Origin of the sequence: Vibrio penaeicida (genome assembly GCF_030689305.1) — a bacterium.
Classification (GTDB): Bacteria; Pseudomonadota; Gammaproteobacteria; order Enterobacterales; family Vibrionaceae; genus Vibrio; species Vibrio penaeicida_B.
The window spans coordinates 32,761-55,447 of the sequence record NZ_JAUYVM010000026.1; the positions used below are offsets into that span (position 1 = coordinate 32,761).

The window sequence follows — 22,687 nt, forward strand, 5'->3', positions numbered from 1 at the left end:
ATGAGATTACTGAGCTTTGCCTTATTGTTGATAAGCCCTTGTGTGTTTGCTGAACTTTACATTGTGGTCAGTGATCGCAGTGAGCTTGAAAGCATCACAAAAGAGCAAGTTGCTGGGCTGTATCTTGGACGAAGTAGAGGAAAGTTGAACCGAAGGATCACGATTCTAGAGCGAAATGGCGAAGTGAGAGAATCATTTTATGAAGAGATCAGCGATCTATCTTTGAGTCAGGTAAATGCACACTGGGCAAAATTAAAATTCTCAGGTCGAGTACGTGCGCCCTTGGTTATGAAAAGTGAAGAAGAGTTGATAGAGCGTCTATTACGAGATAAATCAGCTCTTGGATATGTACGGAATAAACCCTCGCATTCACAATTAAAAGTGATTTTAACGATCAATGATGATGAATAGACAAGCGCTCGCCAATCGGCTTTTGGTTACTGTGATTTTGTTTTCGCTTATGTATTTAATACTGGCGGCAAGCTTCTTATCACTTTTTTATTTTGAGAGAGCGAGCTTGAATGTTAAAGGGATGGAAGAAAAGTTGGTACTCACCGTCTCTAATTCTGCCTCCATCGCTCTTTATGTTGATAACCCAGAAATAGCTGACGAAGTGATGAGCTCTTTACTTCTTCATGACGAGTTTAATGGCGTGAAATTGAAGGGGTTAGATGGTGTTGAGTTTAGCCTTTCTAAGCTTGCGAGCAGTGATGAACAGTGGAAAAACTTGACTCGATTTCCCTTGGTATCCCCCGTCAAAGATGAAGTGATAGGGCATCTTCTTCTTGATGTTAACCAGAAATACTTGGATTTCGTAACGCAAGAGAAAGTGTTTATTCAGCTGGTAATGTTGGTCAGTCAGTTGTTGATGCTAATGGTGGTAACCGCGTTTGCTGTTCGTAAAGTCGTGGGTGCCCCTTTAAAGGAGTTAGCTGAAAATCTATCTAAGGTGGAGCCTGGTCGGGACGACATGCTGCCATACAACAGTGAAAACCGAGACAATGAAATAGGTCTAGTAACCGCAAGCGTCAACCGCTTTGTAGAGGCGTCTCATCAAGCTATCGAGACTGAGAGAAATTTGCGAGCCACCATTGAGCGAATGGAACGTCACTATCGCCACATATTTGAAACGACGCAAGTTGGTATTCTTGTGTTAGATAAGAACGGTCACCTAATCCATAGTAACCCCACGTTGTTTGGTCGCCTGATAAAAGAAAGCTTTGAACTAACCGCTATCTTAGAAACTCAGCCCTTCTTTGAACATGTTTTCCAAAACCCAGAATTGGCATGGCAAATGTCGGAGCAAACTATTTCTAGTGGGGATGTGGCGGCAGGCGATTTGCGCATCAATAAAAAATACAACAATGAGCAATGGGTGCATATACTGCTGTCTGCCCACAAGGATGAACACAGCGGTGAATGGGTCATTGAAGGAATCATGTACGACATAACCGTTCGAGTGCAAAAAGAGCGAGATACCATGTTACTCGCCTTAGAAGACAACCTTACGGGCCTAAAAAATCGTCGTGGTTGTGAGCGCTTCTTTGCCCGATTGGTCAGCCAAAAAGAGGCGGGCTACATCGCGACAATGATGGTGGACTTAGATGGGTTTAAAGACGTTAACGACACGCATGGTCACGCTGCGGGCGATGAGGTACTTTGTACTATTGCTCGGCGACTCAAGCGAGTCGCGAGGGGGCGGCAGGACGTAATCGGAAGATTAGGGGGAGACGAGTTGCTCGTTATTTTAGCGTTAGAGCATATGACCACAGATGTATTGACCGACATCGCTGAACAGATTGTTGAAATTTGTGCTCGACCTATAGAGCTACCCTCTCGCTCTTTTGTGAATATAGGTGGCAGCGTCGGTGTCTCTTATGCACGTCTTGCTGATATTGAATTCGACGCGTTGCTTCAGCAGGCGGATGAGGCAATGTACCACGTGAAGCAAAACGGCAAGAATGGGTATGCATTTTATCGCCCAGAGCTGCGTCGAGCATAACGTAAAGTTTGGTTATGCTCGTTTAATGATGCAAACAAATCCGTCACTAAAGCCAACTAGCTATTGTACGCCTAATTGACATAATGCTGTGCGCTAGCAATGACTTTTTCCATCTCATCTTGAAGTTCAAACAGCTCCGGTTCAACCGTTTCTATATCTGAGCCGGATCTCAATGCTTTTTCTATTTCAGCGCAGACTTTTTTGAGCCTTGGTACGCCACTGTAAGAACAGCTGCCATGGAGTTTATGAATGTGATGAATCAGTTGTTCGTTATCTTGCTCGTCACCATTAATGACGCCTTCAACAAATTGATCCACTTCTTTAATGTAATCCACCAGCATTTGCAGCATCTCTCGAGCTAAGTCTTCTTTGTTTGCCGCTTGCTTCAATGCAAGGTTCCAATCAATGATGACCGTACTGTTTCTTTCATCGGCAGAATTGTCTGGCTGAACTTGCTCGCTAATTTCCAATTTATCGACTTGGTTTTCGTCAGTGTGGGGGCTCCAATGCACCAGCACTTGCTGAAGAATATGCTCTTCGATTGGCTTGGTTAAATAGTCGTCCATTCCTGCTTTTAGAAGGCGATCTCGCTCTCCAGCCATGGCGTGGGCGGTTACAGCAATGACAGGTGTATGAGAGTTAAGCTTGGTTTTCTTTACTTCCAAACACGCCATAACTCCATCCATTTTCGGCATTTGAATGTCCATTAAAACAATATCAAACGCTTGTTGCTGTGCAGCAGCGACGGCTTGTTCGCCATTGCTACACGTTACTACATGGTCCACTCTTTCTTTTAGCAATGCTGCAATGAGTTTAAGGTTGGCTGGGTTATCGTCCACCGCCATGATTTTAAGCGGAAGCTTTTGCTGATGATCGACTGAGTCAATAATAGGAAGGGCCAACTCTGGAGAAGAATGGTACTGAGTGAGTGCTTGCAATAACTTGCGTCGCGAAAGGGGTTTGGTTATGCACTGTACATGGTGCTCAGTAACCAATTGTTCAGACAATGCCAACTCGGTACTTGGTAAACCTAGTATTATGTTGCTCGCAATTTCACGAGCCCTTGCTATCCAATGCTCAACAGAAGTGATATCGCATTTTTGGTTTGGTGGCAGGTTTAGCAACACGAACTCATGGCTTTCTATGTGCTCAGGCATACTTGAACGGTAGGTGACCAGCAGCCCTTCGTTGATTAGCTGCTGTTGAATTACGGAAGCAGCTTGCATGTTTGGTTCAATCAGTAAGAGCTTTTTGCCTTTGAGTACTTGCGTGTCTATATCGCTAGCAACAGGCATATCGCTGGTGGCTAAACGCAAAGTAAACCAGAATGTCGAACCTTGGTGCAGTCGACTTGTTAGGCTGACTTCCCCCCCCATTTGACCTACTAACTTCTGAGTGATGACTAGACCCAGCCCCGTTCCACCATATCGGCGAGAGATACTGGCATCGGCTTGGCTGAATGCTTGGAATAGCTGCGCTTGTTGACGCTCAGAAATACCAATACCCGTATCACGCACCATAAATTGGAGTTCTATGAAGTCTTCTTTGAACGTGCGTAGCTCGACGCTGATATCGATATTACCGCGCTCGGTAAATTTGATAGAGTTACCCACAAGGTTGGTCAGTACTTGCTGAATTCGCAACGGATCGCCTACGACACCCGCAGGAATCTTAGGATCAATCTTAAGTGTAAGTTCCAGCCCTTTCTCATGAGCGCTGGTGGCTTGCAAACTCGCGACTTCTTCAAGGCATTCTTGGAAATCGAATGGAATATTTTCTAGCGCCAACTTCCCTGCTTCAAGTTTCGAGAAATCGAGAATGTCATTGATGATACTCAGTAAGTTGTTGGCACTGCGCTCAATCGTTTGGAGGTAGTCCTGCTGGCTAGACGATAAGCGAGTTTTTAGCATTTGTCTGGTAAAGCCAATCACACCATTTAAAGGCGTTCTGAGTTCGTGAGACATATTCGCTAAGAATTCGGATTTTACTCGTGCGGCTTCTTGCGCACGTTTTTTCGCAATATCCAACTCAACATTCTGAATCTCAAGCTGTTCGAGTGTTTCACGCAGATCCGACGTTGCCTGATCGATGCTGTGTTGCATCTCAACATGGTATTCAGACAGTGACATCGCCATCGCGTTGATGCCGTTTTTTAAGGCGTCTAACTCACCATGCATTTTCCCTTCGATTCGCACATCTAAGTGACCGCGTCGAATTCGATCCACCATGTTCTTCATATGAGTGATAGGCAAGGTCACATCGCGCATAAGGCGGTAAGCAAATAGAGCCGACAGACCTAACCCCAAAATTAACACCAATAACGCGGCAAAAATTTCTTGGTATTGCTGCAATCGAACCGCAGATAAGTCGAGTTCAATCGCGATATAGCCCAACGCTTGGTTAAGCTCGGTTTGAGGTCCATTGGAATCGGCGTATTTTCCTTCTGCCAGAATAGGTGTGCGTATAACCAAGTCGGTGTCGACCAAGTCAATCGTGCTGAGTAATGGTATGGGCTGATCTTTGGGAAACGTTAACGACTCGAAATCTGGGTGGAAATTAGATGTTACAAACAAATCATGATCGGATGTGAAAACGGCAATACTCCGAACGATGTCGGAATTCTTTCGGTGGGCGTAGCTTATTAATCGACGAACGGCCTCTCGACTGCGCTGATCCATGCCGATTTCACTGGCGATAGCGATAGGTTCAATAATGCTTTTACCGGTTGAAATCAGTTGTGATTCAAGGTCGTTATAGCGATTGGACGTAAAGAAGGCGCTCAGCAATAGACCGACAATAAGAGTTGGGGCTAAGGTGAGGGTAATTACGCGTGCTCTTAAGCCGTATCGTGTCATGTTCTCATTACTGTCTGGATATGGGAAAATAGAAGCTAATGGCTCAAGCTTTCTTGCATTACGTAAGACCAGTTAAGCTATACAACCCATTATAAACGAAGAAACGGTTAGCTTAATCAAGTCTGCCGAATTCGACAATCTCTGAGGGGGGAAATAGTGACCCTGAATGAGAAAACACTGAAGCAAAATAGGCAATTAAAGTATGGCGCGTTTTTATCAGCCAAAGAAAAAATCATCTGTTGAAACTAAGCATCAGGTTTTCAACATCGAAAAGCTCGACCATCATGGGGCGGGCATTGCTTATCATAACAAGCGACCTGTATTTATTGATGGTGCGTTGCCCGGTGAATCGGTTGTGGGCCAGTTTACCGAGCAAAAAAGTAAATTTTCACGCGCAAAACTCATCAAGATAAAGAAAGACAGCCCAGAGCGAGTCAGCCCGTTTTGCAAACACTATGAGTCATGTGGTGGCTGTAACCTTCAGCATTTGGAGCAAACGGCTCAAGTCGAATACAAAAACCAGACACTACAACAGCTGATGAAAAAGTTTTCAGGCAGTGAGCTAGCCCTTGAAAAAGAAGTAACAGGCGCAAGTGTGGGTTACCGCCGCCGCGCTCGAATTAGTGTGCAGGTAGATAAAAAAACGCGTGAGCTGAATTTTGGCTTTCGTGAAAAAATGAGTAAACGCATTGCGAATGTTGATAGCTGCGCTGTGCTTGCCCCAGAACTAGAAGCGCTATTGGTGCCCACAAAAAACTTACTCAGTTCTTTTTCTCGAAAGGAAAGTATTGGGCATGTTGAACTCGTAAAAGCAGACAACACTCTAGTATTTTTGCTTCGCCATACTTCTGAATTGAGTGACAAAGACCAGAAACAGTTGGTGGCATTTGCAGAAGAGCACGCTCTTACCCTATATCTAATGCCAGCAGCAGATGTGTTGAACAAAGTATCTGGCGTGCAGCCTTTCTATAAAGAAGTGGGGGTTGAATTGCCGTTTGAGCCAACAAACTTCATTCAAGTGAATGCTCAAGTGAACGAGAAAATGGTTGCTCAAGCCTTAACATGGTTGAACACAAAAGCTGATGAGCGTGTGTTGGACCTATTCTGTGGGCTTGGTAATTTCAGTTTGCCGTTAGCGAAACAAGCGGGCTCCGTCATTGGTGTGGAAGGTATTCAAGATATGGTGGATGTTGCTACCAACAATGCGACCTTAAACCAGCTCAGCAATGTCCAATTTTATCAAGCTAACTTAGAAGAAGACATGTCCAAAGCGCCATGGGCAAGCAAGCGATTTGATAAAATATTGCTCGATCCCGCACGTGCAGGTGCAGCAGGTATTGTCGATCAACTTTCGCGATTAGGAGCGAAAGCGGTCGTGTATGTTTCCTGTAATCCTGCTACGCTTGCACGTGACAGTCAGAGCTTACTTGAACAAGGCTACAAACTTAAAAAAATCGGGATGCTTGATATGTTTCCCCATACCAGCCATTTAGAAAGCATGGCGCTATTTGAAAAAGATTAACTTCACGCATACTAGGTCAACAAACCCTAATATCTGTCAAAGCACGGTAATGTTCCGCCGCTTGGATATTTTGCTGGAGAATCGACAGGTGACTTACCTGTATGTCTGTTGCTAGATAGGAAAGAAACATGGTCGCTGTACGCGGTGCGCATTTAAATACTGAAGAATTTGAATTAGACAGTTGGATAGCCAGCTTAAAACAAGATGAAAAAACCAGTCATAAGTTGCTGGCGGTTTATCATCACTGTGAAGAGCTTCTCAGTGATGAATCCCAAGCGCAGCTATTACTGTGGCGCGGTCGAGAGATGATCGAAATTCTCATCACTTTGTCTATGGATGCGCCGACGCTCATTTCTGCTCAACTATTCCCAGTGGTCACATCCGGCTTTTATGACCGCGAAGAGTTAACAGAAAAATATGGCAAAGAGACATTAAAGCTGATCGATGGTGTCGAAGAAATGGCGGCAATCGGACAACTCAATGTCACGCTGGATGGTTCGGCAGCGTCTGGACAAGTTGATAACGTACGACGAATGCTTCTAGCAATGGTTGACGATTTCAGGTGCGTCGTCATTAAGCTCTCTGAGCGGATTTGTAATTTACGCGAAGTGAAAGACGAGTCTGATGAAGTGCGTCAGGCTGCAGCAAAAGAATGTGCCAACATATACGCCCCTTTAGCCAACCGCTTGGGCATTGGTCAGCTAAAGTGGGAAATTGAAGATTACGCTTTTCGCTATAAGCATTCAAAAACCTACAAACAAATTGCCAAACAACTGTCAGAAAGACGCATTGTTCGTGAACAATACATTGATGATTTTGTCACGGATCTATCCAAAGAAATGAAAGTCTGTAGTATCAATGCAGAAGTCAGTGGTCGTCCGAAACACATATACAGTATTTGGCGAAAAATGCAGAAAAAGAGCTTAGCTTTTGATGAGCTCTTTGATGTTCGAGCAGTACGTATTATTGCCGAAAAACTGCAAGACTGCTATGCCGCTCTAGGGGTCGTGCACACCAAATACAAACACTTACCGAGTGAATTTGATGACTACGTTGCCAACCCGAAACCTAACGGCTACCAATCCATTCATACGGTGATTTTAGGCCCAGAAGGCAAAACCATCGAGATCCAAATCCGAACCAAGCAAATGCATGAAGATTCGGAGCTTGGAGTCGCAGCGCACTGGAAATACAAAGAAGGCGCGTCAAGCGGTCGCAGTGGCTATGATGAGAAGATCACATGGCTACGTAAACTTCTGGATTGGCAGGAAGAAATGTCCGATTCCGGTGAAATGCTGGATGAATTACGAAGCCAGGTCTTTGATGACCGCGTTTATGCCTTTACCCCACGAGGTGATGTGGTCGATTTGCCGATGGGCGCAACGCCACTAGATTTTGCATATCACATTCATTCAGAAGTCGGGCATCGTTGTATCGGCGCAAAGGTGGCGGGGCGAATTGTGCCATTTACGCACAAACTTACCATGGGTGACCAAGTTGAAATCATCACCTCAAAGGAGCCAAATCCGTCTCGTGACTGGTTAAACCCTTCACTAGGATTCGTGCACTCTGGTCGTGCACGCGCCAAAATAAATGCATGGTTCCGTAAGCAAAGCCGAGAGAAAAACCTTGAGGCAGGGCGTGAAATATTAGAAACCGAATTAGCGAAAATCGGTGCATCTCTAAAAGATGCCGACCAATATGCGCTGAAACGATTCAATGTGAATACGCCAGATGAGCTCTATGCCGGTATCGGCAGCGGCGATTTGAGAATCAATCAAATCGTCAATCACATCAATGCATTGGTGAATAAACCCACCGCCGAAGAAGAAGATAAACAAGCGCTAGAACGCCTTCAGGAAAAAGAGAACAAAGCCCCAGCCCAAAGCCGCCCGAAAAAGGACGCAGTGGTTGTTGAAGGTGTGGACAACCTAATGACCCACTTGGCACGTTGTTGCCAGCCCATTCCCGGAGACGAAATCTCAGGCTACATCACACAAGGGCGTGGTATTTCTGTTCACCGAAGTGACTGTGAACAACTTGAGGAGCTAAGGCACCATGCGCCAGAGCGTATCATTGATACCGTCTGGGGAAGTGGTTTCGTTGGTTCCTACATCATTACAGTTCGGGTTGAAGGTCTAGAGCGAGGTGGCTTGCTAAAAGACATCACCACCTTGTTTGCCAATGAGAAAATCAAAGTCACCAGCATGAAAAGCCGGACGGATTACAAAAAGCAAATGTCGATAATGGATTTCGATTTAGAAGTCACCAATGTGGAAATATTTACGCGAGTGACGAAGCGAGTTGAGCAGATCAAGGATGTGATGTCGGTGAAACGTCTCGGCTAATGTTTACGTCGTATTTGGATTTCTAACGGCGTTGGTTTCACTTGTTTCGCTCCATCACATAGGCGAGCTATGCTCAGGAGACTTACAAGATTACCACCTTGTTAGAAGAACCAACTACTTAGTAAAAATGAAAGTAGTCTTTCCCTAAAGTACGGGAAGAATGAAAAAATAAAGGTGAGTGGTTATGCTGCTCACCTTTTTTGTTTAGAGATTTCCTAATTTAGAAAATTTGTATTTAAAGGACAGAGAAATGAGTCATCCAATTGAACAGCTTAAGCAAATTATGGAACAGCTAAGAGATCCGGATGGGGGCTGTCCTTGGGATTTGAAGCAGGACTTTGACAGTATTGTGCCTCATACCATTGAAGAAACGTACGAAGTGGTGGATGCCATTCATAAGCGTGATTGGAGCAACTTGAAAGAAGAGTTGGGTGATTTACTGTTTCAGGTTATCTTCTACAGTCAATTGGCAAAAGAACAAGATTTGTTCGATTTTGATGATGTAGTAGAAGGTGTGAATGAAAAATTGACTCGACGTCATCCACATGTTTTTTCTGATGCAGAATTTGCCACCGACGCTGAAATCAATGCGAACTGGGAGCAAGAGAAAGCCAAGGAAAAAGCGGAGAAAGGCATCTCTGACGCCAGCATTCTCGACGCCGTGCCCACGTCTTTACCCGCGATGTCCCGAGCAAATAAAATTCAGAAAAAATGCGCCCAATACGGATTTGACTGGAAAACGTTAGGTCCCGTCGTTGATAAGGTTCAAGAAGAAATCGATGAGGTCATGGAAGAAGCGCTGCAAGTCACGCCCGATCAAAATTTAGTGGAAGAGGAATTGGGTGACTTACTCTTTGCTGTAGTCAATTTCTCTCGTCATTTGAACGCAAATCCTGAATCTGCGCTCAGCAAAGCCAACACTAAATTTGAACGCCGCTTCAGGCTGGTGGAAGAGAAAGTACGAGCGGAAGGCAAAGTCCTTGGGGAGTGTTCTCTTGAAGAACTCGATACGCTTTGGGACGAAGTTAAAGTGGATGAAAAAAGAAAAAGCGGATAATTCACTGGTTCTACAATGCTGAAAAACACGAATTTCTTTTGTAGTAGCACGTAATGTTATCTAACGTATTGAAGTTTGCTGATTTGATTTGAAGCAAAAAATAAAAATATTGAGTGTGATAAGTTTCACGTTGTGGCGGTAACGGCCTTCTGGTATATTTGCATCCCGTCCAGAAGAATTCCATTTCCCTCATTCAACCAATTTCAGGTTAAACATGACGACAAATTACATTTTTGTTACTGGTGGGGTTGTATCCTCTCTAGGTAAAGGTATTGCAGCAGCTTCTTTGGCCGCTATTCTTGAAGCTCGTGGTCTTAAAGTGACTATGATGAAGCTTGACCCTTACATCAACGTTGATCCAGGCACAATGAGCCCTACTCAGCATGGTGAAGTGTTCGTCACGGAAGATGGCGCAGAGACAGACCTAGACCTTGGTCACTATGAGCGTTTCATTCGCACCAAAATGACTAAGCGTAACAATTTTACTGCAGGTCGTGTTTATGCAGATGTTCTACGTAAAGAACGTCGCGGCGATTACTTGGGTGCAACGATTCAGGTTATCCCTCACATCACCAACTCAATCAAAGACCGTGTAATTGCAGGTTCTGAAGGTCACGATGTGGCTATCGTTGAAGTGGGTGGCACAGTAGGTGATATTGAATCTCTACCGTTTATGGAAGCCATTCGTCAGCTAGCTGTTGAATTAGGTCGTGAGCGTGCAATGTTTATGCACCTGACTCTTGTACCATACCTTGCAGCAGCGGGCGAAGTGAAAACTAAACCTACTCAGCATTCTGTTAAAGAGCTGCTGTCTATCGGTATCCAGCCAGACATTCTTGTTTGCCGTAGTGATCGTATCATTCCTGCAAACGAGCGTAAGAAGATTGCCCTTTTCTGTAATGTATCGGAAAAAGCGGTTATCTCGATGAAAGACGTAGATTCTATCTACAAGATTCCTCAGTTAATTAAAGCTCAAGGTCTTGATGATCTTGTGTGTACTCGTTTTGGCATTGATGCTCCAGAAGCTGATTTGTCTGAATGGGAACAGGTTATTTACGAAGAAGCGAACCCAACTGCAGAAGTTACTATCGGCATGGTGGGCAAGTACATCGAACTTCCTGATGCCTACAAATCGGTGAACGAAGCGCTGAAACACGCGGGTCTTAAGAATCGCCTAAGCGTGAAAATCAAATACGTCGACTCTCAAGACGTCGAAACCAAAGGCGAAGAAGCGCTTGAAGGTTTGGATGCTATCTTGGTTCCTGGTGGATTTGGCGATCGTGGTATCGAAGGCAAAATCCGTGCAGCGCAGTATGCACGTGAGAACAACGTACCTTACTTAGGTATTTGTTTAGGTATGCAAGTCGCATTGATTGAATATGCACGTAATGTCGTGGGTATGGAAGGTGCGCATTCAACAGAATTTAACAAAGAGACACAGTACCCTGTGGTAGGTTTGATCACTGAGTGGGTTGACGGTGAAGGTAAAGTTGAAGAACGTACCGAAACTTCAGATCTTGGTGGTACTATGCGTCTTGGTTCACAGCTTTGTCACTTAGCGAAAGGGACAAAAGCACGTGAAATGTACGGTAGCGCAACGATTCATGAGCGTCATCGTCACCGTTATGAAGTGAACAACAATCTTCGTCCACAAATCGAAAAAACAGGTCTAAAAGTATCTGGTTTGTCAGCAGACAAGAAACTGGTCGAAGTGATTGAGAACCCAGCTCACCCATGGTTTGTAGCGGCTCAATTCCACCCAGAGTTCACTTCAACACCTCGCGATGGTCACCCACTATTCGCAGGTTTCGTAAAAGCGGCTGGTGAATTCCAGCGTGACGAATTAGAGAAGTAAAAGGATACGGGCAGTCGCGAACGTAGTGCGGCTACCCTTTAAATTTGACATTTATATTTGAACGAGAGGAAACATTAATGTCTAAGATCGTTAAAGTTCTAGGTCGTGAAATCATCGACTCACGTGGTAACCCAACTGTAGAAGCTGAAGTACACCTAGAAGGCGGTTTCGTAGGTATGGCGGCTGCACCATCAGGCGCATCTACTGGTTCTCGCGAAGCTCTTGAGCTGCGTGACGGTGACAAAGCACGTTTCCTAGGTAAAGGTGTTCTTAAAGCAGTTAGCGCTGTAAACGGCCCAATCGCTGAAGCTCTAGTGGGCAAAGATGCGAAAGCTCAAGCTGACGTTGACGGCATCATGATCGACCTAGACGGAACAGAGAACAAATCTCAGTTCGGTGCTAACGCTATCCTAGCGGTTTCTCTAGCGAATGCTAAAGCAGCAGCAGCAGCGAAAGGCATGCCTTTGTTCGAGCACATTGCTGAGCTTAACGGCACTCCTGGTCAATTCTCTATGCCTCTACCAATGATGAACATCATCAACGGTGGTGAGCATGCAGATAACAACGTTGACATCCAAGAGTTCATGATCCAACCAGTTGGTGCTAAGACTCTTAAAGAAGCGCTACGTGTGGGTGCTGAAGTATTCCACAACCTAGCTAAAGTTCTTAAGTCTAAAGGCTACAGCACTGCAGTTGGTGATGAAGGTGGTTTCGCTCCTAACCTTAAGTCTAACGCTGAAGCACTAGAAGTTATCGCAGAAGCTGTTGCTAATGCTGGTTACGAGCTAGGCAAAGACGTAACTCTAGCTATGGACTGTGCTGCATCTGAGTTCTTCGACAAAGATGCTGGCATCTACAACATGAAAGGCGAAGGTAAGACTTTCTCTTCTGAAGAGTTCAACCACTACCTAGCTGAGCTAGCTAACCAATTCCCAATCGTTTCTATCGAAGACGGTCTTGACGAGTCTGATTGGGCTGGCTTCAAGCACCAAACTGAACTACTAGGTGACAAGCTTCAACTAGTAGGTGACGATCTATTCGTTACTAACACTAAGATCCTAGCGGAAGGTATCGAGAAAGGCGTTGCTAACTCTATCCTTATCAAGTTCAACCAAATCGGTTCTCTAACTGAGACTCTAGCTGCAATCAAGATGGCTAAAGACGCAGGTTACACAGCTGTAATCTCTCACCGTTCTGGCGAAACTGAAGACGCAACTATCGCTGATCTAGCGGTAGGTACTGCTGCAGGTCAAATCAAGACGGGTTCTATGAGCCGTTCTGACCGTGTTGCTAAGTACAACCAGCTAATTCGTATCGAAGAAGCTCTAGGTGAAAAAGCACCTTACAACGGTCTTAAAGAAGTTAAAGGTCAAGCTTAATTCTTAACTGAATTAAACGCTTAGCTTTCATGCTTTAAAAAATGCCTCGCACGTGCGGGGCATTTTTGTATCTGCTCGACCAAACCTCTGCCGTTCTCTTCGCTCTAACCGCCTGAATATGGTATATATGCCCCTACGTTTTTTTCTTGGATGACACCATGCGATTCTTTGCCATTGTCTTAATCGGATTACTGATTGCTTTGCAATATGCTGTTTGGTTCAGCAAGAATGGCGAGCTAGATCTGGCGTCAACTCAAAGAGACATCGCCATCCAAGAAGATGTGAATGAGAAGCTGCGTCAACGGAACCAAGAAATGTTCGCGGAAATTGATGATCTTCGCCAAGGTTTGGATGCCATCGAAGAACGAGCACGAAATGAGCTAGGGTTAATTAAAGATGACGAAACTTTCTTCCGTATTATTAGCGAAGAAAGCAGTTCCAGATAATCAGATAAAGTAATGACAAAAACAGATTCTCAAACAGGCTCTCAAGCCGATGGTGTGATAGCCATCGTTCCTGCTGCAGGTATTGGTAGCCGCATGCAAGCGGATTGCCCCAAGCAATATCTCACCATTGGTGATCAAACCATACTAGAGCACACGGTTCGCCTTCTTCTCTCTCATCCACAGATCGATCATATCGTAATAGCAGTGAGCGAAAATGATGAGTATTTTTCTGACCTTGCTATTGCGGAACACTCGAAAATAACACGAGTGGCGGGTGGCGTTGAGAGAGCCGATTCGGTTCTTTCTGGATTGAATCATATAAATACTCACTTTGCACAAAACGAGTGGGTTCTGGTACATGATGCCGCGCGTCCATGTATCACACTTAGTGATATTGATAAGCTTATAGCGGCATGTAAAGAACACGCTGTTGGCGGTATTTTGGCTGCGCCTGTCAAAGACACTATGAAACGCAGCGATGCTAGCCAACAAATTAAAAATACAGTGGAACGTGAAAACCTGTGGCATGCGCTAACACCACAAATGTTTCGCTGCAAAAAGTTGCAAGAAGTTCTTAATGAGGCACTTGTACAAGGTGCGCTTATTACAGACGAAGCCTCGGCTATGGAGCGATGTGGTTATCAGCCTCTATTAGTAACAGGTCGCTCTGACAACATTAAGATTACTCAACCAGAAGATTTAGCACTCGCTGAGTTCTATCTGAGCCGGAATGATTAAGGAATACAAAATGATTCGAATTGGACACGGTTTCGACGTACATAAATTTGGTGGTGAAGGACCGGTTATCATTGGTGGGGTCAAGGTGCCTTACGAATTTGGTCTTGTTGCTCACTCCGATGGTGACGTGGCGCTTCACGCTCTGTCCGATGCACTACTTGGTGCTATCGCTGAAGGTGATATAGGTCGTCATTTTCCTGATACCGATGATAAATGGAAAGGTGCAGATAGCCGTGCATTGCTGCGAGACGTGTACCGCCTCGTGAAAGAAAAAGGCTATGTCATTGGCAATGTCGACGTCACGATAATTGCTCAAGCGCCTAAAATGGCACCTCACATTAACGCAATGTGTGAATCCATAGCAGAAGATCTAGAAACCGAGATCAGCAACGTTAATGTGAAAGCGACGACGTCTGAACGTCTTGGTTTTACTGGTAGAAAAGAAGGCATTGCGACAGAAGCAGTGGCTTTAATCATCAAGAAGTAAATTATGAACGATATTCTCACCCCATTTGCGTATTCAAATGGAAAGCCTCAAGCAGAGGCAAAGTTAAAAGCACAGCCGCAACATTTTGTTGTGAAAGAAGACTTGGGTTTTTCATTTACAGGTGCTGGAGAGCACTTAATGCTGCTAATTCGAAAAACGGGTGAAAATACCAGTTTTGTTGCGAATGAATTGGCTAAAGCATGTGGCGTGAAATCAAAAGACGTCAGCTGGGCAGGCTTAAAAGATAGACATGCCGTGACTGAACAATGGTTAAGTATCCATTTGCCCAAAGGCGATACTCCCGACTTTTCTGCATTTTTAACGCAGTATCCCAGCATCGAAATTCTCGATATAACCCGCCATAACAAAAAATTAAGACCGGGCGATTTGAAAGGCAATTTCTTTGAGATAACACTGACTCAAGTGACGGATATTCCGAGTGTGATATCACGCTTGGAGAATGTTACTCGCCATGGTGTGCCAAACTATTTTGGTGCACAACGTTTCGGGCGTGATGGGAACAACGTAGAAGAGGCTCGACGTTGGGGACGAGAAAATGTGCGCACTCGCAATCAAAACAAGCGCAGCTTGTATCTTTCTAGTGCACGTTCGTGGATATTCAATCACATTCTTTCCAAGCGAATTGAATCGGGCGTGTGGCAATCTCCACTGATTGGCGACATCCTTTTAAATGCAGAAGGCACGCTTAAAGTGACAGAGGACAACTTTGCAGACAGCGAGCAACTTGTCTCTAACGGAAAAGCCGAAATAACAGCGGCAATGGCTGGTGATAACGCACTGCCAACATCCGATGCTGCACTGAATATAGAGCAGCCTTGCATGGAAGCTGAGCCTGATTTGATGGCACTTATTCGCGGCAACAGAATGCGACATGAACGTCGGGCAGTGCAGCTTTTCCCTAAAGAATTAGCGTGGGATGTACAGGATAATGAGATCGCACTCAAATTCTGGTTACCTTCCGGATGTTTTGCTACTTCTATTATGCGTGAATTGGTGAATGCTGAGGAAGAAGAGCGTCAATTTTCGCCTTCTTAGTACTTAATCTAGAAAGCACTTAACAGAGAAAGTACATAACCTTAAAAGCGTATAATCTTTGTAGCGTATTAACCCTTTCGGTATTGGGTAGAGATATAGATGAAAATATTATTGAGCAATGATGATGGTGTTCATGCTCAAGGCATACATGAACTAAAGCGTGCACTGTCAGATATTGCTGACGTTATTCTTGTTGCTCCAGATCGGAATCGTTCCGGTGCTTCTAACTCCCTGACGCTTGAAACACCCTTACGAGTCATTGAACTAGAAAAAAACGTGTATTCAGTGCAAGGAACACCAACGGACTGTGTGCACTTTGCGTTGAATGAACTGTTGAAAGAGGATAAGCCAGACCTTGTTGTCTCGGGGATAAACCATGGTGCAAACTTAGGTGATGATGTCCTGTATTCAGGAACTGTCGCAGCAGCGATGGAGGGGCACTTTCTTGGGGTTCAGTCGATTGCAATATCGTTGGCGGGCAAACATCATTTTGAAACCGCTGCATATGTCGCAAAACAATTGGTTGAGCAGCATCTTATCCATCCTATTCCGACCAACAGACTGATTAATGTGAATGTTCCAGATATTCCGATTCATGATCTTGAGCCTTTCAAAGTAACAAGGCTCGGGGCTCGCCATCATGCCGAAGACATGATTAAGCAAAAGGACCCAAGAGGACATGAAATTTATTGGTTAGGTCCTCCTGGAAAAGAACAGGATGCAGGGAAAGGAACCGATTTCCATGCAATTTCAAATCGATTAGTGTCTATAACGCCGCTCCAAGTAGATTTGACGGCGCATGAATCTTTACCAAGCATGGAGCATTGGTTAAAGGGGAATAAGTAGATGAGTCATCCACAAGCCAATAAATTAATTGAATTTTTGCAGGGAATGGGTATCCAAGATATCAATGTATTGGATGCTATTCGACGATTGCCAAGAGAGTCCTTTGTTTCACAAGCAATGATGCATCAGGCTTATGACAACAACGCGTTGCCCATTGGAGCAGGACAGACAATATCTCAGCCCTACATTGTGGCAAAAATGACCGAACTCTTAAATCTTCGTACTGACAGTAAGGTACTTGAAGTGGGGACGGGATCGGGGTATCAAACTGCAGTATTGGCCCAGCTGGTGGAGCATGTCTATTCTATTGAGCGTATCAAGTCATTGCAGTGGGACGCGAAACGCAGGTTGAAGCAACTGGATATCTATAATGTTTCAACCAAGCATGGTGATGGTTGGAAAGGCTGGACAGCAAAAGCGCCATTTGATGCCATTATTGTTACAGCGGCAGCCAGTGAAGTGCCAACAGCACTAGTGGACCAGTTAAATGAAGGTGGGATCTTAGTGATCCCTGTCGGCGAAGCCGAACAAACCTTGATCAAAGTACAAAAATTTAACAATGAGATAGTTACAGAAGTAATTGAAATAGTTAGATTTGTACCATTGGTTGCAGGTGATTTAGCTTAAAGGGTATTGAGTGTCACTGAAAATAACAGCTTCGCTTTTTCAAATAATTCTCGCTACTACACTGGTAGGGTGTGCAGCGCACAGCCCTGCACCAGTTTCTAGCTTAGGGAAGAATTATGAGCAAGTAGAACGTGGCAGCTATCGTGGTAGTTATTACGAAGTCGAAAAAGGTGACACCCTATATTTCATTGCTTATGTAACGGGCAAAGACGTTAATCAACTCATTAAATACAATAGACTTTCCTCTCCTTACACGATTCACCCCGGTCAAAAAATCCGATTATGGCAACCTGCTTATGTCGCACCAGATTTAGCTGGCTCGGGTTCTGACTCCGTTAAAGTAGCGGCAGTGACTACTGCATCGGCAGCAACGGTGGCGACAGCAGGGGCTGCAACAGCGACAGCTGCGAGTGTTCCCAAATCAAAAGTGAGTGAGCCGAAAAAGAAAGAAAAGTCACAGGTTAAAAAAGAATCAACAAAGAAGCTTGATCAATCCAGATCAAAGGAGTATGTTGAAAATAAAAGTAAACAGGTTGTTAACAAACCTGTTAAGACAACAAAAAAGAATAATACTAAGATTTCTAAGTGGTTATGGCCTACTAAGGGTCGAATCACAAAAGGTTTTTCCACAGGAGAGCAGGGAAATAAAGGGATAGACATTGCGGGACAGCGAGGTCAATCCATAGTCTCTACTGCGGAAGGAACAGTCGTTTATTCAGGTAACGCGCTGCGCGGATATGGCAATCTTGTCATCGTCAAACATAATGACAACTATCTCAGTGCTTATGCCCATAATGAACGCTTGCTAGTAAAAGAAGGACAAAGTGTAAAAGCTGGTCAGAAAATCGCAACAATGGGTTCATCTGGCGCCAACAGTGTTCGTTTACACTTCGAAATTCGCTATCAGGGAAAGTCAGTGAATCCTAAGCGCTACTTGCCCTAGTTACAATTCAACGACATTGATAGTAGTAATGTCTTGCGAACTCGCCAGGGGGAGGCACTATGAGTATCAGCAATGCAGTAACGAAAGTCGAAGAAGAGTTTGAAGTTGAAGCGGTTGCAATGGAACAACCTGCCGCAGAAACAAGAGCTCTGACACCTGAAAAACAATCTGAGCAAAAAGAAGACTTTGAAGTCACGTCGAAAAGCTTAGATGCCACTCAACTTTACCTAGGAGAGATTGGTTTTTCTCCACTGCTTACCGCCGAAGAAGAAGTTTTGTATGCGCGTCGCGCACTTCGCGGTGACGAAGCTGCCCGCAAACGAATGATCGAAAGTAACCTGCGATTAGTTGTGAAAATTTCACGCCGTTACGGTAACCGTGGTCTTGCACTGCTCGATCTTATCGAAGAAGGTAATTTAGGTTTAATCCGTGCAGTAGAGAAATTTGATCCAGAGAGAGGTTTCCGATTCTCAACTTACGCAACTTGGTGGATCCGTCAAACCATTGAACGGGCGTTGATGAATCAAACAAGAACCATTCGACTGCCTATTCACGTTGTAAAAGAGCTGAATATTTATCTTAGAACAGCTCGAGAGCTTTCTCAGAAGCTTGATCACGAACCGACGGCTGAAGAAATCGCACAAAAACTTGATAAACCTGTTGATGACGTGAGTAAGATGCTTCGTCTTAATGAGAGAGTCAGTTCTGTGGATACGCCAATTGGCGGCGAAAGTGAAAAAGCACTACTCGACATCATTCCAGACATCAATAATTCTGATCCTGAAGTTTGTACGCAGGATGACGATATAAAACATTCTTTAATTGACTGGCTTGATGATCTAAACCCTAAGCAGAAAGAAGTGCTTGCACGACGTTTTGGTCTTCTTGGCTATGAACCATCCACTTTGGAAGAAGTAGGGCGAGAAATCAATCTAACTCGTGAACGCGTTCGTCAGATCCAAGTTGAAGGGCTTCGCCGTTTAAGAGAGATCTTAGTGAAACAAGGTCTGAACATGGAATCGCTATTTAATGTCGAAAACGACTAGGCGTTGAAATGTGAAGGAGGAGCTGCCAACGGCAGCTCTTTTTGTTTGTGCATAGAATTTGTATTTTTGGGATCTAAGTCGTCTTATTTTGTTAACACTCTTAATGTATTTATTAAATGTATGTTTGATCTAAGTGTGATTTTTAAGCAAAATGTTTCGCGATATTATTAAAAATATTCAAAGGACTTCAATGAAACGCTTAATTCTCCCCACGATTGTATCGGCTTTAGTTCTAACAGGATGTTCTTCTACACAACAAAATCAAATTGTTAAGGATATTAGTAACTCAACGATTGATGCGGTGTTTGGTGGTTCTTCGTCATCAACAGATAACGCGATTACAGAAACACGTTCCACTAAAAAGACGTCGTTTTACATCACCGATGCAACCGTTCATTCACCAGATTTTGGCAAGGTGTCTGTATCTAAAGCGAAAAATCCAAAAGGGTTAACAGAAGTGAAAATTGGTAAAGCGATACATTTGGATAGTGGAGGGGAATTGGATGCGAAGATGTACCTATTCCCAATTACGTCTGAAGGTTATATCGTTGATAAGCCAGTGACCTTCTTCAGAATGAGTGCTTTGGCGGTTGTCAATAGCGGTCGCTACTATGTAAAAGCGGAAGCCTATGCAGGAAACAAACTTGTTGCAACAGGTTACGTAGACATTGAAAGAGGGGTGACAAACAAGGTAAATCTCTCTTTCGAATAATAAATGTGAAAAAGGGCGAGAAAATTCACGCCCTTTTTAATTGCTAAGTCGCAACAGATTTTTCAATCACAACATTTTCTTCAGTCGATACAGCGCATCCAAAGCCTGTCTTGGGGTAAGGTCATCTGGGTCGATATCCGAAAGTGCTAATTCAATATCGCTTGGTTCCGGAATCAAGCTCAACTGATTTGCCACATCCACTTGGTTAGGTGAATTGGGTTGTTGGTTGCTCAACTGCTCCAGCTGGTTCAATTTGGCTCGTGCATTCTTAATGACAGTTTTTGGCACACCAGCTAAACCCGCAACCGCCAAACCATAAGATTTGCTCGCGGCACCTTCTTGAACAGCATGCATAAACGCAATGGTGTCACCATGCTCGACGGCGTCCAAATGTACGTTAGCCAATGCTGGCAACTGGTTTGGTAGTTCGGTCAATTCGAAGTAGTGTGTCGCGAATAAAGTCATCGCGCCAATGTTTTTTGCCAGCCACTCCGCACTTGCCCATGCTAACGATAAGCCATCATAGGTGCTGGTTCCGCGTCCAATCTCATCCATTAACACCAAACTATGTGCCGTGGCATTGTGGAGAATGTTGGCTGTTTCAGTCATCTCGACCATGAAGGTTGAGCGACCAGAGGCTAAATCGTCCGATGCGCCAATTCGGGTAAAGATTCTATCTGTTGACCCGATAACAGCAGATTCAGCAGGCACATAAGAACCAATGTGCGCCAGTAGCGTGATTAACGCAGTTTGACGCATATAGGTGGATTTACCACCCATATTAGGACCGGTAATGATCAGCATTTTACGCTCTTCACCCAGAACAATCGGGTTGGCGATAAAGGGATCATCCATCACTTGCTCAACCACTGGATGACGACCTGCCTGAATGTGTATGCCAATTTCGTCTTTCAACGTCGGGCGGCAATAGTCTAGGCTTTCTGCTCTCTCGGCTAAGTTTTGCAAAACATCCAGCTGTGATAATGCAGAGGAAAGGTTTTGCATTGCTTCAAGGTGAGGTAGAAGTAGATCGAACAATTCTTCCCAAAGTTTTTTCTCTATCGCAAGCGCTTTAGATTTCGAACTCAGAACTTTGTCTTCATGCTCTTTTAGCTCAGGAATGATGTAACGTTCGGCATTTTTCAATGTTTGCCTGCGAACATAGTGAGGTGGAACAAGGTGGCTTTGACCACGACTCACTTGAATGAAAAAACCGTGAACATTGTTATAGCCGACTTTGAGTGTATCGATACCATGTCGATCACGTTCTTCAGTTTCGAGTTTTTCTAAGTACTCTGTTGCGCCATCAGCAAGATCACGCCATTCATCAAGTTCAACACTGTAGCCTTGCGCAATCACACCACCATCACGAATAACCACTGGTGGGTTTTCCTTAATGGCACGCTCAAGTAATTCACACAGTTCATCTTGAGGAGAGGTAAAACCGGCAAGCTTTTTAAGGTAAGGATGAGCCACACTTTCGAGGATCTCTGAAAGCTCGGGAAGTTGCTGCATTGCATGGCGAAGGCGAGCTAGATCCCGTGGTCTCGCGCTGCGAATAGCCAGCCTTGCCAAAATTCGTTCTATGTCACCGATCTGTTTTAGCACAGGGTGCAGTTCACCAAACAGTGCGCTCTCTTTTATTTCAGAAATCGCATCTAATCGCTGGTTCAAGGTATCTAACTGACGCATCGGTTGGTGCAGCCAACGTTTGAGCATACGGCTACCCATTGCAGTTGCCGTATAATCGAGCACTTCCGAGAGAGTATTTTCCGACCCGCCTGCCAAGTTTTGAGTGATTTCTAGGTTACGTCGAGTGGCGGCATCTAAGATCACTGAGTGATCTTGTCGGTCGTAAGTCAATGATCGAATGTGTGGCAGAGCGGTACGCTGCGTGTCTTTTACGTACTGAATCAGACATCCCGCGGCACATAAGCCTAACTCCGCTTTTTCAACACCAAAGCCAACCAGGTCTTTCGTACCAAATTGCTGATTAAGCTGCTGTTTTGCGGTATCCAATTCAAATTCCCAGATAGGGCGACGGCGGTTACCATTTCGGCTTGCCATCAAATGAACAGGTTCAAAATCCTCTGGGAAAAGCAATTCTTTAGGGGTGGTACGCTGCAGTTCTGCCGCCATGGCTTCTTCTGTATCGGGTTCCATGAGCTGAAAACGGCCCGATGTCATATCGAGTGTTGCGTACCCAAATTTATCATTGTGGTAGTAAATGGCGGCAATGAGGTTATCGACTCGTTCAGCAAGAAGGGCTTCGTCTGTGACGGTACCCGGTGTTACGATACGAACCACTTTACGCTCTACCGGTCCTTTGCTGGTGGCAGGGTCGCCAATTTGCTCACATATCGCTACCGACTCACCGAGTTGAACCAGTTTTGCCAAGTAGCCTTCTACAGCGTGGAAAGGAACCCCCGCCATAGGGATAGGCTCACCGCCAGAGGCACCACGTTTCGTCAGAGAAATATCCAGTAACTGAGACGCCCGCTTTGCATCATCATAAAAGAGTTCGTAAAAATCGCCCATGCGATAAAAAAGCAAGATGTCAGGGTTTTCCGCCTTGAGCCTCATGTATTGCTGCATCATCGGCGTGTGTTTTTGCGTAGCGGTGCTGGTTGTCACTGGTTTTTCCTTTTTGATTGTCTTATCAGACAAAAATGTGGCGTAAATGATATTAACCAGCCAGCCAGAAAGCAATGGCGTTTTGGGCTTGGTTGTAATCCAACAGACAGGATGAGAAAAATAGATTTTAACGC

18 protein-coding genes are annotated in these 22,687 nt (G+C 44.7%); 16 read left to right on the forward strand and 2 right to left on the reverse strand.

What is annotated here, in order from left to right; translation table 11 throughout:
• Together Q8W40_RS25935 and Q8W40_RS25940 are read left to right on the forward strand one after the other, a co-directional pair.
• Entirely contained in the window at positions 1 to 411 is a 411-nt protein-coding gene (locus tag Q8W40_RS25935; protein WP_305401382.1) for a hypothetical protein, read from the forward strand.
• Positions 401 to 2,002: a sensor domain-containing diguanylate cyclase gene (locus Q8W40_RS25940; RefSeq protein ID WP_305401384.1), complete on the forward strand. Its 1,602-nt coding sequence runs from the start codon at positions 401 to 403 to the stop codon at positions 2,000 to 2,002. The genes Q8W40_RS25935 and Q8W40_RS25940 overlap by 11 nt, the downstream gene beginning before the upstream one ends.
• 71 nt (positions 2,003 to 2,073) lie before the next feature.
• On the opposite strand, the gene barA is transcribed toward Q8W40_RS25940, so the two are convergent.
• A complete protein-coding gene (gene barA / locus Q8W40_RS25945; RefSeq protein ID WP_305401386.1) occupies positions 2,074 to 4,857 on the reverse strand; it encodes a two-component sensor histidine kinase BarA in 2,784 nt (927 codons plus the stop codon).
• A gap of 202 nt (positions 4,858 to 5,059) precedes the next feature.
• Here barA and rlmD point away from each other — a divergent pair, with 202 nt between their 5' ends.
• The 14 genes from rlmD to Q8W40_RS26015 all read left to right on the forward strand — a co-directional run bounded on the left by rlmD (position 5,060) and on the right by Q8W40_RS26015 (position 19,919).
• Positions 5,060 to 6,379 (forward strand): 23S rRNA (uracil(1939)-C(5))-methyltransferase RlmD, encoded by a 1,320-nt coding sequence (gene rlmD / locus Q8W40_RS25950; RefSeq protein WP_305401387.1) that lies wholly within the window; start codon positions 5,060 to 5,062, stop codon positions 6,377 to 6,379.
• 128 nt (positions 6,380 to 6,507) lie between these two features.
• Positions 6,508 to 8,727, forward strand: coding sequence for a GTP diphosphokinase (gene relA / locus Q8W40_RS25955; RefSeq protein WP_305401388.1), 2,220 nt, complete (start codon positions 6,508 to 6,510; stop codon positions 8,725 to 8,727).
• A 250-nt stretch (positions 8,728 to 8,977) separates the two neighbouring features.
• Positions 8,978 to 9,784: a nucleoside triphosphate pyrophosphohydrolase gene (gene mazG / locus Q8W40_RS25960; protein WP_305401389.1), complete on the forward strand. Its 807-nt coding sequence runs from the start codon at positions 8,978 to 8,980 to the stop codon at positions 9,782 to 9,784.
• A gap of 214 nt (positions 9,785 to 9,998) precedes the next feature.
• A complete protein-coding gene (locus Q8W40_RS25965; RefSeq protein WP_305401391.1) occupies positions 9,999 to 11,639 on the forward strand; it encodes a CTP synthase in 1,641 nt (546 codons plus the stop codon).
• Between the two features lie 77 nt (positions 11,640 to 11,716).
• The gene (gene eno / locus Q8W40_RS25970; RefSeq protein ID WP_305401392.1) at positions 11,717 to 13,018 is read left to right on the forward strand and encodes a phosphopyruvate hydratase; all 1,302 of its coding nucleotides are present in this window, start codon (positions 11,717 to 11,719) and stop codon (positions 13,016 to 13,018) included.
• 158 nt (positions 13,019 to 13,176) lie between these two features.
• Positions 13,177 to 13,464, forward strand: coding sequence for a cell division protein FtsB (gene ftsB / locus Q8W40_RS25975; protein ID WP_305401394.1), 288 nt, complete (start codon positions 13,177 to 13,179; stop codon positions 13,462 to 13,464).
• 12 nt (positions 13,465 to 13,476) lie between these two features.
• Entirely contained in the window at positions 13,477 to 14,202 is a 726-nt protein-coding gene (gene ispD / locus Q8W40_RS25980; RefSeq protein WP_305401396.1) for a 2-C-methyl-D-erythritol 4-phosphate cytidylyltransferase, read from the forward strand.
• A 10-nt stretch (positions 14,203 to 14,212) separates the two neighbouring features.
• Positions 14,213 to 14,689: a 2-C-methyl-D-erythritol 2,4-cyclodiphosphate synthase gene (gene ispF / locus Q8W40_RS25985; protein ID WP_305401398.1), complete on the forward strand. Its 477-nt coding sequence runs from the start codon at positions 14,213 to 14,215 to the stop codon at positions 14,687 to 14,689.
• Between the two features lie 3 nt (positions 14,690 to 14,692).
• Positions 14,693 to 15,745, forward strand: coding sequence for a tRNA pseudouridine(13) synthase TruD (gene truD, locus Q8W40_RS25990; protein ID WP_305401400.1), 1,053 nt, complete (start codon positions 14,693 to 14,695; stop codon positions 15,743 to 15,745).
• A gap of 99 nt (positions 15,746 to 15,844) precedes the next feature.
• The gene (gene surE, locus Q8W40_RS25995) at positions 15,845 to 16,591 is read left to right on the forward strand and encodes a 5'/3'-nucleotidase SurE (RefSeq protein WP_305401401.1); all 747 of its coding nucleotides are present in this window, start codon (positions 15,845 to 15,847) and stop codon (positions 16,589 to 16,591) included.
• The gene (locus Q8W40_RS26000) at positions 16,592 to 17,218 is read left to right on the forward strand and encodes a protein-L-isoaspartate(D-aspartate) O-methyltransferase (RefSeq protein ID WP_305401402.1); all 627 of its coding nucleotides are present in this window, start codon (positions 16,592 to 16,594) and stop codon (positions 17,216 to 17,218) included.
• Positions 17,219 to 17,234: 16 nt separating this feature from the next.
• Complete coding sequence (locus tag Q8W40_RS26005; RefSeq protein ID WP_305401421.1) at positions 17,235 to 18,161, forward strand: peptidoglycan DD-metalloendopeptidase family protein; 927 nt, start codon at positions 17,235 to 17,237, stop codon at positions 18,159 to 18,161.
• A 59-nt stretch (positions 18,162 to 18,220) separates the two neighbouring features.
• The gene (gene rpoS / locus Q8W40_RS26010) at positions 18,221 to 19,207 is read left to right on the forward strand and encodes an RNA polymerase sigma factor RpoS (RefSeq protein WP_104401354.1); all 987 of its coding nucleotides are present in this window, start codon (positions 18,221 to 18,223) and stop codon (positions 19,205 to 19,207) included.
• A gap of 190 nt (positions 19,208 to 19,397) precedes the next feature.
• Positions 19,398 to 19,919, forward strand: coding sequence for a hypothetical protein (locus Q8W40_RS26015; RefSeq protein ID WP_305401405.1), 522 nt, complete (start codon positions 19,398 to 19,400; stop codon positions 19,917 to 19,919).
• 66 nt (positions 19,920 to 19,985) lie between these two features.
• On the opposite strand, the gene mutS is transcribed toward Q8W40_RS26015, so the two are convergent.
• Positions 19,986 to 22,517 (reverse strand): DNA mismatch repair protein MutS, encoded by a 2,532-nt coding sequence (gene mutS / locus Q8W40_RS26020; RefSeq protein WP_305401422.1) that lies wholly within the window; start codon positions 22,515 to 22,517, stop codon positions 19,986 to 19,988.
• Between the last annotated feature and the right edge of the window lie 170 nt (positions 22,518 to 22,687).